Consider the following 12697-nt stretch of genomic DNA (forward strand, 5'->3'; position numbering starts at 1 on the left):
ACTATACAAAAAATCCAGATAGACAATCCTTAACTGCATAGGCTATATTCGTTAACTTATCAACCACGCCATAATCATCAATAAATTTTGAAATAGTAAAAACATTTAACAATATCCTTTTTCAATTAATCTGCTTCTCCATTAACGAATAGAAATCTATACTATTGAAATAGAAAATAAAAGCCACATAAAAATTCATATTTTTCTTTAAAGTTATTTACTGAAAAAAAGTTAAATTTTAACTGTTTATTTTTTTAAAATCATATTAATAATTAACACATTATCGATCAAACAATATCGATATTTAACCAAATTAATGGGAAAGGATCACAAGGAAACATAAACATGCCAAGAAAAACAAAAAAGACAGCAAAAGCCAATCAACATCTGTAGATGTATTAATTGATAGCAAGAGCAATTCTAAAGAAAAATTGAAAGATATAGATACATATGATTCAGATTTTGAGATATTAGATGAAGAAACTATTAAAGAAAAAACACAACAAAAGAGTACAAGCGTTAGTTTTTATAGAAAAAAAAGTGATTTTAAAAAAGAACGCAGCCTCGAAGAAAGCAAAAGACAAAATATAATAAAATGATTAGGGCAAAAGAAAAAACAGCATGCATAAGCAACACCCTTAAAAATTTAACTAGCAAGGATTCATATGAATATGTAATGACTGCTTTTGAAATCGCTACGGAGCAGTATAAAGATCGGTTTAAGCCTTTAGTCGAAAGTACCTTTGGAACCATTTTAACTACAGGAGGGTACGGGATGATAAAAGGTATTTCCTCATATATGAGTGAAGGAGTAACAACTCAATTAACTGATCTTTCAAATAAGGCCAAACAAGCTATCGGCTATAATCATCAACAAACAAGAGAGTTCATGTTCAATGACTATTTAGAGTTACTTAGAAATAAAGAAATAACCCCTCTAGAATTCTTCATGCGCATCACTTCTCACCCATCAAATTGGGACAAACAATCATTTAATGCAATATTTATAAATAGTTGCCAGCGTATTAACTCCTGCATAAATAATGGGTTCCCAATCAATCATACTCCCTATTTACGCAGTAGCTTTTCAGGCTTTAATAACCAAGAATCGCAGAGCATCAGGGAAGGCATTGTGCTCAATAGCATGTCAAAATCCAAATCTAATAGTAACCCTTATTCAAATTCAAAACTCATGCAAAAACATATAGAGCACGAAAGCACAATCAGCACTTCTCTAAAAAGCTTTTCTATCGAAGATCAAATTGAATTTGAGTAGGGTAATATCTTTTCACCTATAAACATAAATACCGTATAGAGACAAAAGAATAAATAGGAATCGAATAAAAATGATAAATGAAATAAACAAGGCAATTATATCAACAAAATTAGAGCTAAAAGAGCATTATTTGAAAGATCAAAAAATGATTAATATCATCAATCAACTAAAACCAATAAAATCTCACTCTGACTCTCAGCTTCAAATAAACATTAAAGCCATATATACAATATATACTAAACTAGCAAAAGCTAACAAATGCAAAGATCAACGCCCTCATCTAGATATAAATAAAACTTACCGTATCGGACTCACTCTTGGCCAATTCCTATACATGCTTTTACAATACCAAAAAGCAGCCCCCCAAATAAGCAACTCTAGAATAAAGCCTGATAAAATACCAGGGTGGGAAATTATAGAACAAGAGGGAACAAACAATACTTCCAAATTGCTACCTGATATAGAGCTAACCGACTCCATAATCATCGGCCCCAACAGCCCACCTCCCCTCAATTCAACCTGGGAATTCATAGACAAAGAAGACGAAGCTCACCCCCAACTAGATGAAAGCATTGATATATTAAGCTTAAAAACAGGGGAAATTTATGACTCCACATATCAAAAAAAACACCCCACCCTTAGCATGGAGGATACACTAACTGAGTCAATAACAGGTTCAATTAAGCTGCCAAACAACATAACCAAGTCAAAAGGTGATTTAAACAAGCCTCAAACCCTGTTCTTAAATAAAAAGCTAGAGGAAGATTATTTCAGTAAAGATGGAAAGCGAAATCACAGATCACCTATACTTCAAACTATAGGGCAGTAACTCTCAAGGGTAAACTCAATGGACACAGTGCATCTTCCTTACACCGATGAAGACCTTGAAAATTTAGCGATTCAACTTGTTTATCAAGAAATCGATTATATCATCCGTCATCATCTTGATGAGTTTTGTCATTGTAAGGTCTGTATACAAGATATCGCAGCGATTGCACTAAATCATATTCCACCTATCTATCAAACCAGCTGTATAGAAAAGGCAAAAACTTTAGAGAGCCAGGGGAGCCAACTTAAGAAGCTGGCTCGCATCGAAGTATTAAAGGCAATTCGTAAAGTAAAAATGAACAGCCATTGCTCAAGTTAGTTTTAACCTAGCCAAACCCGAGCATTACGGAACATCCGCATCCACGGGCTATCTTCTGCTAATTCTAATGGATACCAGGACATCTGTACTGAACGGAAGGTACGCTCAGGGTGTGGCATCATAGCCATCACCCGACCATCTTCTGAACACACTCCTGTCACCCCTTGTGGGGAGCCATTCGGGTTATAGGGATAACGCTCGGTCATCTGGCCATTGTGGTCGATGTAACGCAAGCTCACTAACTGCTGATCAGCCAGTTTAGACAGACCTAACTCATCACTAAAACTCGCTCGCCCTTCAGCATGAGAGACAACAATTGGCACCTTCGCCCCTGCCATATCCTTCATAAAGATCGACGAGCTTGGCATCACCTCCGCCATTACTAAGCGCGCTTCAAACTGCTCTGAGCGGTTGCGCACAAAGCTTGGCCATAGTTCAGCTCCAGGGATCAATTCTTTTAAGCCAGAGAGCATCTGACAGCCATTACAAGCCCCAAAACTAAAGGTATCCGTACGTTCAAAAAAGTTTTTGAACTCACTACGCACCTCATCATGGAACAAAATAGACTTCGCCCAACCTTGCCCTGCACCTAAGACATCGCCATAAGAAAAGCCACCACAAGCAGCCAAACCATGCATATTTTCAAGCGATGTGCGCCCTGCCATCAAATCACTCATATGTATATCAACCGCAGTAAATCCTGCTCGATCAAAAGCGGCCGCCATTTCACGATAACTATTGACCCCTTGCTCACGTAAAATAGCAATTTGCGGCTTAGCTCCTGTTGCAATCATCGGCGCAGCGATATCTTCCTCAGGGTCAAACGGCAAATCCATAAACAAACCTGGATTATCTTCTTCAAGCAAGCTATCAAATTCACTCAATGCACATTCGCTATTATCGCGCATCGCCTGAATGCGATAGCTCGTTTCTGCCCAAGCACGGTGCAAGTTCACACGATTTTCAGCAAAGATCACATCGGCATGGTGAGAAATCACAAGCTGGTCATGATTAGCCGTTTCACCAATATGATAACTGCAATCTGCCAAACCAAATTCAGCCAAACGCGTCATCACAAATTCCAATTCATCATGTGGAATCTGAATCACCGCGCCTAATTCTTCATTAAACAGCGACGCAATCGCATCCTGTCCAAGCGCATCCAAATAAAGATCCACCCCAGCATGGCCTGCAAACATCATCTCAGCCACTGTGGTTAATAGTCCACCATCACCTCGATCATGATACGCCATTAAAAGACCTTCTTGGTTTAAATCTTGAATCGCCTTAAAGAAATTGACTAAGTACTCAGGGTTATCTAAATCTGGCGCTTTGGCACCGACTTTATTATAGACTTGGCACAGCGCCGAACCACCTAAGCGGTTTTTTCCCTGGCCTAAGTCGATTAAAATTAAATCCGTCTCGCCCTGATTACAGAGAACTGGCGTTAACGTCTTACGAATATCAACAACGGGTGCAACCGCTGTAATTGCTAATGATAAAGGTGCTGTGACTGATTTTTTCTCATCACCCTCTTGCCAAGCACTTTTCATTGACAGTGAGTCTTTACCAACAGGAATAGACACCCCCAAGGCCGGGCACAACTCACGGCCAATCGCCTCAACCGCTTCATATAGTCCTGCATCTTCCCCCGGGTGTCCAGCAGCTGCCATCCAGTTTGCCGATAGCCTCACTCGTGATAAATCTTCGATACTACTCGCGGCAATATTAGTAATCGCCTCGCCGACGGCCAAACGAGCAGATGACCCGTGAGAGATTAAAGCGACAGGAGCACGCTCACCCATGGCCATCGCTTCACCGCGATACCCTTCATAATCTGTCGCCGTAACCGCAACATCAGCGACCGCCACCTGCCAAGGGCCGACTAATTGGTCACGAGCGACAAGACCTGTCACCGAGCGATCGCCAATGGTGATTAAAAAGCGCTTATCGGCCACTGCCGGCAACTGTAATACCCGCCCCACAGCCTCACCTAAATCTAAACTTGCGGTATCTAAATCCAACTGTTCTGATCGATACGTAGTTGCCGTACGCTCCATCTGATCAGCACAACCAAATAATAAATCCAGCGGAATATCCACCGGACGTTCACCGAGCAAACTATCCGTTAACACAAGCTGTTGCTCTTCAGTCGCCTCACCAATCACTGCATAGACACAACGCTCGCGTTCAGCCAGCGTTTTAAAAGTGTATAAATTCTCTTCTGAAACCGCTAAAACATAACGCTCCTGCGCCTCATTACACCAAACTTCGAGTGGTGACATGCCTGGCTCATCGTTTGGAATTGCCCGTAAGTCAAAGCGCCCCCCCAGACCTGCATCAGCCACTAACTCAGGTACAGCATTAGATAGACCACCGGCACCGACATCGTGAATCGCTAAAATTGGGTTATCTTCACCGAGGCCCCAACATTGATTAATTAACTCTTGAGCACGGCGCTCCATCTCAGCGTTATCACGCTGCACCGAAGCAAAATCGAGCTCAGTATTGCTATCCGATTGGTTCATCGACGATACTGCACCACCGCCTAAACCGATTAGCATCGCCGGGCCACCTAAGACAATAATTTTCGTCCCAGCTGTAAAACGTATTTTTTCAATGTGGTCCTGACGTATCACACCAATACCGCCGGCAAGCATAATCGGTTTATGGTAACCACGAACCTCTACACCTTCATGGGTTAAATATTGATTTTCATACGTTCTAAAATAACCACACAAATTTGGCCGACCAAATTCATTATTAAAGGCCGCAGCGCCAATCGGCGCTTCAATCATAATATCTAAAGCTGAAGCGATATGTTCAGGTTTACCATAATCTTGCTCCCAAGGCTGGGAAAACTCTGGAATATTTAAATTAGATACTGAAAAGCCGGCCAGCCCTGCTTTAGGTAAGGCACCTCGCCCGGTCGCCCCCTCATCACGAATTTCACCGCCTGCACCTGTGGCCGCTCCCGGATAAGGTGAAATTGCCGTTGGGTGATTATGTGTTTCCACCTTCATCACAATTGGCGTCGTTTCCTGGCTTTTTGTATAAATATGGCTGCTAGTTTCAGGGAAAAAACGCACACCTTCGTAACCTTCAATCACCGCCGCATTGTCATGATAAGCACTTAAGGTCCATTCAGGATGGGTCTCATGGGTGTATTTAATCATGCCAAACAGTGAATGTGGCTTTTTCTCACCATCGATTGTCCAACTGGCCCTAAAAATCTTATGACGACAATGCTCAGAGTTGACCTGGGCAAACATCATCAACTCAACATCAGTTGGGTTACGCTCTAGTTCAATAAATTTTTTCGATAAATAGTCAATTTCATTGTCATCTAAGGCTAAGCCCAGGGAGAGATTCGCTTGCTCTAAAGCCTGGCGACCTTGATTTAATAAATCAATATGACCTAAAGCCCGTGGTGACTCTTTAGCAAATAAAGCGCCCGCATCTTGAAAGCAATCAATAACAATTTGCATCATGCGATCATGAATTAAACTTTTAATGCTACTTTTTTTGCGTCGCTGATAAAACATGGCCTTCTTTGGTCTGAATATAAAAAGCCAAGCCACGCTCAACACGCTGAATATCAGTTAAGCCTGAATTATGGATAATATCCGTCGCTTTTGATGACCAAGGTGAAATCGTTCCAGGACGCGGAATCACCACAAATAACTCCCCTTGAGGGGATAACGTCGGGGTAATCTCACCATAATGCAATAATGAATTTAAACTGTTTTTCTCATCCGCTGTCAGCTCTCTTGCCGCATCAATAAAATGCACATATTCGCTGTAGAGCTCAGCTACTTCTGGCACGACAATTTGAATTTTGTCGAGCAACTTTTGCAATGAAAAGTTGGAGTGAGCAGGCATACCACGTAATGTTAACATCGTTATTAACCCTTCTTTTGTTTAAATTCACTGGATTTAAGTTTTAATTTTTGCTGATTTTCAAGCCGACGGCGTTTAAAAAAATCTTTTAGTTGCCTAGCACAATCATCTTCTAATATCCCCCCAGAATAATCAATCTGGTGATTTAAGTAAGGTTCATCGAGAAGTTTTGCTGCGCTAGAAATTACACCTGTTTTAGGATCATGTGCGCCAAAGATCAAGCGTTTAATACGCGCATGGACCATCGCTCCGCTACACATCATACAAGGCTCTAAAGTCACATAAAGTTCCGCGTCATCGAGACGATAATTCCCCAAACGGCTGGCAGCTAATTTTAAAGCTTGAATTTCTGCATGAGCAGTCGGTTCTTGTGAACGTATGGGAGTGTTATAACTCTCAGCGATACACTGATCACCAATCACGACAACCGCTCCGACAGGAACCTCACCTAAACGTTCAGCGCAGGCTGCATTCGCCAAGGCTCGCCGCATCCAATATTCATCACGATCATTCATACAATAAAAAAGCGCCCGTTAAAGAGCGCCATTATACACTATTCCCACTCGATCGTCGCCGGCGGTTTACCAGAAATATCATAAACCACTCGAGAAATCCCTGAAACCTCATTAATAATACGATTCGAGATACGCCCCAGTAGTTCATAAGGTAACTCTGCCCAGTGTGCCGTCATAAAATCAATGGTTTCTACTGCACGTAAAGACACCACCCAGTCATAACGACGACCATCCCCCATCACACCGACCGACTTCACTGGCAAGAAGACCGTAAACGCCTGACTAGTCTTCTCATACCAACCTGAGCGGCGCAACTCTTCGATGAAAATTGCATCGGCCAAACGTAGAACATCAGCGTATTCTTTTTTCACTTCGCCCAGTATTCTCACACCCAAGCCTGGGCCGGGAAACGGGTGGCGATAGACCATCTCATAAGGTAAACCGAGCTCTAAGCCAATTTTACGCACTTCATCTTTAAATAATTCACGCAGCGGTTCAACTAAACCGAGCTTCATATCCTCAGGCAAGCCACCAACATTATGATGGGATTTAATCACATGCGCCTTACCTGAAGCCGCCCCCGCAGACTCGATTACATCCGGATAAATTGTCCCTTGCGCCAACCATTTTGCATTGGTCAGTTTTGCCGCTTCCTCATCGAAAATCTCAACAAATAAACCACCGATAATCTTGCGCTTTTGCTCAGGATCACTCACCCCTTCAAGAGCTTTTAAATAACGCGCTTCAGCATTCACTCGAATCACCCGCACTCCAAAGTGATCGGCAAACATGCGCATCACTTCATCGCCTTCATTTAAGCGTAACAAACCCGTATCCACAAAAATACAGGTCAATTTATCACCGAGGGCCTTATGCAATAAAGCAGCGACTACAGATGAATCTACACCCCCGGATAAAGCAAGAATGACCTCGTCATCACCGACCTGCTTTTTAACTTGCAAGATAGAGTCTTCAATGATTTTTCCTGGCGTCCATAAGGCTTCACAGCCACAAATATCGCGTACAAAGCGCTCGAGCATTCTTGCACCCTGGCGCGTATGAGTGACTTCTGGGTGAAACTGCACCCCATAATAACCCCGCGACTCATCAGCCATTGCGGCAATCGGAGCATTTTCAGAGCGAGCAAGCAACTTAAAGTCTTCAGGCAAAACGCTGACATGATCACCATGACTCATCCAAACATCTAATAGTGATTCATCATTTTGGCCGACACGATCTTCAATGCCTTCAAGCAAAACAGACCGCTCAATCACTTCTATTTCAGCATAACCAAACTCACTTTTAGCACAAGCGGCGACTTTGCCACCAAACTGCTCAGCCATCGTTTGCATGCCATAACAAATGCCAAGTACCGGACAATTTAACTCAAAAACGACTTCCGGCGCACGGACATTCGCTTCAACATCATGCACAGACTCAGGGCCACCCGATAGAATAATTCCGCTAGGCTTAAAGTCTCGAATACGCTTGATATCCACATCAAAAGGCAATAATTCACAATAGACACCTAACTCACGCACTCGACGTGCAATTAGCTGAGTATACTGAGAACCAAAGTCTAAAATTAAAATACGATCAGCATGAATATCTTGGGCCATTTCTACACCTTAATCTTTATACTTCAAATTAATTAATCATTTTAAATTATTCAATTCAGCGAGTCATTTTAAGCATACAAAAAAGCACGTCTTAACGTGCTTGGTAATTCGGTGGCTCTTTAGTCACAGTCACATCATGAACATGGCTCTCTCGCATCCCTGCCCCAGTAATACGAACAAACTCCGCTTTGCTCTTCATAGTGTGCACATCGGCACAGCCGACATAACCCATCCCTGAACGTAGACCACCCATCAACTGATGAACCACGCTACGCATAACGCCTTTATAATCGACTCGACCTTCAATACCTTCTGGTACTAATTTATCCGTCGCATTGCCTTCTTGGAAATAGCGATCACTAGAGCCTTCACTCATCGCTCCTAATGAACCCATCCCCCGATACGACTTATAAGAGCGCCCTTGAAATAACACCACTTCACCCGGCGCTTCCTCGGTTCCAGCGAGCAAACCTCCGACCATAATGCAATCGGCTCCTGCGGCAACCGCCTTACATATATCACCAGAATAGCGAATACCACCATCAGCAATCACACCCACACCCGTGCCTTTTAGCGCCTCTGCAACATTCGCCACGGCACTGATTTGTGGCACACCGACACCCGCAACTACACGCGTTGTACAGATCGATCCAGGGCCTATACCGACCTTCACACCATCAGCACCAGCAGCAACGAGCGCTTTTGCCGCATCAGCAGTGGCAATATTACCACCGATGACATCAACATTGGGGTAGTTTTGTTTCACCCAAGCCACCCGATCGATCACCCCTTGCGAATGACCATGCGCGGTATCAACAACAATCAGATCTACACCGGCATCAACCAAAGCTGCAACCCGCTCACCAGCATCACCACCAGCACCAACAGCGGCCCCAACACGTAAACGACCGAGATCATCTTTACAGGCCAATGGGTTTTCTTGAGCTTTCATCATATCTGTGACGGTAATTAAGCCTTTAAGCTCAAAACTGTCATTAATAACCAAGATTTTTTCCAGGCGGTGTTGATGCAATAAGGCATGGACCTCTTCACGGCTTGCACCCTCTCCAGCAGTCACTAAACGCTCTTTCGGTGTCATGATATTGGCAATCGGTTGATCATAATTCGTTTCAAAACGCACATCACGGCTAGTGACTATACCGACCAGTTTGTTCTCTTTTAGAACAGGAACCCCTGAGATACCATGTTGCTTCGTAATTTCTAATAAGCGACGAACCGTTGTCTCCGGCGTTGCCGTAATCGGATCTTTTACAATGCCGCTTTCATATTTTTTCACCATGCGAATCTGATTCGCCTGCTCTTCAATAGACATGTTCTTATGGACAATTCCCAAGCCACCCTCTTGCGCCATCGCAATCGCCATACGCCCTTCAGTGACTGTATCCATCGCAGCAGAAATCAAAGGAATATTTAACTTAATATTGCGAGTGAGTTGAGTATGTAATTGAACTTGATTAGGCAGGACTTCAGAGTGAGCAGGAACAAGTAAAACATCATCAAAGGTAAGTGCTTCTTGAGAAATACGCATCAGGAACCCTCCGCGGCTTTGCAACGAATAAAATTTTCAGGATTCTACGCAACTTTAACATAAAATGCAACAAAAATTTATTTCAACCAACTCCCTATCGATACCCTCCTAACAAGAAAACCAGGGCCTACTTGAAAACCCGCTTCAAGTACAGTCCGAAAAATTTGTTTTTGAAATAAGAACCACATGGGTTTTTGCAGTGATTAAATGTTCATGCTAGGATCTTATTTCTGCTCAAAATCGATAATTCTTATGGAGAGAGAATGCAAAAAATTACTAGGGATTGCTGTTTTAGGGCTATTTACAGCAGCAAGTTATGCCACTCCTCAAATTTCATCAACTTATACTTTTGAACCAAACAAGCCTGTGACCATCAATAACCCATTATTTTTTAGCATATCAGCCTCATGTAAAATTAGCGTAGCCAACCCTGTTACATTACATGGAGTTATGCTAAAAGGATCAGGTAAACTTAATGGAAAAAACGTTGGCTCTGGATTAGATGAAATTGTTAACAATGGAGATGTCATGAGCATCAGCGCTAGTGGCCTTGCAAAAGTTCAAATAACGAATACTGGATCCGATACAGTCACAGCTGATTGCTCTTTGGGTAAATCATCGACGAAAGCCTACGAAAAATATCAGTTCTTCAACAAGTAAAAGTACTATATTGTCTGGTACTTCATCAGTATTGCTGTATCAGATTCAATACAAACAACCAACTCTTTTCACAGCAACTCTTAAGTTGATGGTGCGGCCATTTGGTATTTTTTTATTATGTCGATAAGATTATTTGCGTCCTTAGGTCATGACAACCGCTCAAAAGTTTCTAATTTTTTTTCAATACCAGGTAGCGACAGGTCTCTCTAAGAATGCTACTATCGTCTAGCTGATCAGGCAAGCAAGGTCTCACCTGCTGTATTATCTTAGGGCAGCATTGCCTAGCAGGCTTAGAATTTTAGACTTCAATCCCGTTTTACTAAGCACCAAAATGCCTTGTGCCTTTGACTTTTGAAACAAATGTCATCTGGTGTTAACTTAGAGTATTAAGAGTTCATCAAAAGGATTGATATGAGATGGCAAAAAGTTTCTTACGATCAGTGAAACAATATCTAACATCCATAACTCGAAGTGAAAATGCTCCTTTTTTAAATTTCAGCCGAGCAATGGTTGTCAGAGCTTATTCTAGCAATGATCAAGCAAGTCTAGCAGAAAGGTGTTATGTTTCACCCCCTCCCGAAGGAGGTCCAGGGTTTGTACAAAACTCGACTGAAATCTCACGATCATACAAAGCGCTGGGAGCCAGCCCCTTAAATATTCTTGCTCTTCCATACTTTGTTGTAACGTACATGAGAAATGGCTTATTTCAGGGAATAAATGCGATTGATCATCAATTTGGCTATCATGAAAAATCATCATGGGCGGCGACTGGAGTAAAGGCTCTACTAGGAGTAATTTTTTCCCCTGCTGAATTTTCTACATGGGCAATTGCCAGAGCCTCCAATCATGCGATTAATGGAGTTAGATCAGCAATTAGCAAATCTCCAACTTCAGGTTATCACGAAGTTGATGAAGAACCAGAAAGTATTTCTGAGAGGAGAAACTCTGAATGTGAAATGACTATTGTTGCACATGAAAGATCACACTCGAAAAGCGTTGAGGCTCCTCCTATAAAAAAAGGTGAACACTCCACAAAAAGAGCCGATACGGAACAAGGCAAAAAGCGCAGAGCAACAGATGCAGATCTATTTTTTAGTCATATGAAACATTCACACACCACTGAAACAAGAAACGTACACAGTCACTCGCTGGGATAGTTCTCGCTTTTTTTCTTTAACTGGGGGCACCCCCCAACCCTAAACTTCTCTGCCATATTGAGCAAACTAATACAGCACTCGCTAACTCACCAATAGACCTTAGTATTCACAAAAACACACTGATCATTACTGAAACAATATACCTTTATTGATATTTTGAGAGTAGAATATAGTTAAAACATCATTGGGCCAACAATTGCTACAGTCACAAAGATGAAATAAAAAACGATCGCCCATTTGAATTTGCTAGAGCGCAAAAATGATTGAATCGTGATAGATGCGCTATCACACATACCAAAAAAGCATCTTAACCCTACCATTAAAGTTAAGTGCCCAACAATTAAAATGAGCGCTGAAACCATCATTCTTTCCTTCAATTTAATTTCCAAATTATGCAATCAGTAATGCTACAGTGTTTTTATTGCCTTTCAAGTAGTAAGAAGCTGGATTTTGAAATCTCCGGAACAATAATCATCATTTATTGATATAAATCAAACTCTTACATCCTTATTTGTATAATATCCTGCTGGTTACTAACTTATTGAAGGCAACGTTAATGACCAGTAAATTAATACGTACACAAGATATTACACCTCCTTGTGATAAAACCTTTATCATTTGGGTCAACGATAAACCCTTAAGTGCTATCCAAGGGGAGTCTGTTCTTTCTGCATTATTAGCTTCTAATTATAAGTCCTTAATGAAAAATGATCATGCTATCTGTAATGGAGCTTATTGCGGAATGGGTGTGTGCCACAACTGCTATGTCCAAGTGAATAGTCAATATAAAAAACGAGCCTGTCAGACAATTGTTCAGGCAGGCATGAAAATTAAAACACTATCAAATAGGTTTGATAATGCGCAAAATGATTAA

10 protein-coding genes and 1 pseudogene are annotated in these 12697 nt (G+C 41.8%); 7 read left to right on the forward strand and 4 right to left on the reverse strand.

Annotation, left to right across the window (positions count from 1 at the left end):
* Positions 1-431 precede the first annotated feature (431 nt).
* The 4 genes from BGC07_RS20555 (at position 432) to BGC07_RS05040 (ending at position 2423) form a co-directional block, all read left to right on the forward strand.
* Complete coding sequence (locus BGC07_RS20555) at positions 432-599, forward strand: hypothetical protein (RefSeq protein ID WP_158006872.1); 168 nt, start codon at positions 432-434, stop codon at positions 597-599.
* Complete coding sequence (locus BGC07_RS05030; protein WP_069312211.1) at positions 596-1276, forward strand: hypothetical protein; 681 nt, start codon at positions 596-598, stop codon at positions 1274-1276. Before BGC07_RS20555 ends, BGC07_RS05030 begins: the two co-directional genes overlap by 4 nt.
* A 70-nt stretch (positions 1277-1346) precedes the next feature.
* Complete coding sequence (locus BGC07_RS05035) at positions 1347-2105, forward strand: hypothetical protein (RefSeq protein WP_069312212.1); 759 nt, start codon at positions 1347-1349, stop codon at positions 2103-2105.
* Positions 2106-2123: 18 nt separating this feature from the next.
* Entirely contained in the window at positions 2124-2423 is a 300-nt protein-coding gene (locus BGC07_RS05040) for a late competence development ComFB family protein (protein WP_069312213.1), read from the forward strand.
* A 2-nt stretch (positions 2424-2425) separates the two neighbouring features.
* Here the strand turns inward: BGC07_RS05040 and purL are convergent.
* The 4 genes and pseudogenes from purL to guaB form a co-directional block, all read right to left on the reverse strand.
* Positions 2426-6323 (reverse strand): annotated as a pseudogene (gene purL / locus BGC07_RS05045) (phosphoribosylformylglycinamidine synthase).
* A gap of 5 nt (positions 6324-6328) precedes the next feature.
* Positions 6329-6838 (reverse strand): tRNA adenosine(34) deaminase TadA, encoded by a 510-nt coding sequence (gene tadA, locus BGC07_RS05050; protein ID WP_069312214.1) that lies wholly within the window; start codon positions 6836-6838, stop codon positions 6329-6331.
* A gap of 38 nt (positions 6839-6876) precedes the next feature.
* Positions 6877-8457: a glutamine-hydrolyzing GMP synthase gene (gene guaA, locus BGC07_RS05055; RefSeq protein ID WP_069312215.1), complete on the reverse strand. Its 1581-nt coding sequence runs from the start codon at positions 8455-8457 to the stop codon at positions 6877-6879.
* A gap of 91 nt (positions 8458-8548) precedes the next feature.
* Positions 8549-10006: an IMP dehydrogenase gene (gene guaB, locus BGC07_RS05060; RefSeq protein ID WP_069312216.1), complete on the reverse strand. Its 1458-nt coding sequence runs from the start codon at positions 10004-10006 to the stop codon at positions 8549-8551.
* Positions 10007-10219: 213 nt separating this feature from the next.
* Here guaB and BGC07_RS05065 point away from each other — a divergent pair, with 213 nt between their 5' ends.
* The 3 genes from BGC07_RS05065 to BGC07_RS05080 all read left to right on the forward strand — a co-directional run bounded on the left by BGC07_RS05065 (position 10220) and on the right by BGC07_RS05080 (position 12697).
* Positions 10220-10666: a hypothetical protein gene (locus tag BGC07_RS05065; protein ID WP_139121623.1), complete on the forward strand. Its 447-nt coding sequence runs from the start codon at positions 10220-10222 to the stop codon at positions 10664-10666.
* Between the two features lie 416 nt (positions 10667-11082).
* On the forward strand, positions 11083-11823 hold the full coding sequence (locus tag BGC07_RS05070) for a hypothetical protein (RefSeq protein WP_069312218.1): 741 nt from the start codon (positions 11083-11085) through the stop codon (positions 11821-11823).
* 556 nt (positions 11824-12379) lie between these two features.
* Positions 12380-12697: a (2Fe-2S)-binding protein gene (locus BGC07_RS05080; protein ID WP_069312220.1), complete on the forward strand. Its 318-nt coding sequence runs from the start codon at positions 12380-12382 to the stop codon at positions 12695-12697.

The sequence above is a fragment of the Piscirickettsia litoralis genome, from assembly GCF_001720395.1.
Lineage (GTDB): Bacteria > Pseudomonadota > Gammaproteobacteria > Piscirickettsiales > Piscirickettsiaceae > Piscirickettsia > Piscirickettsia litoralis.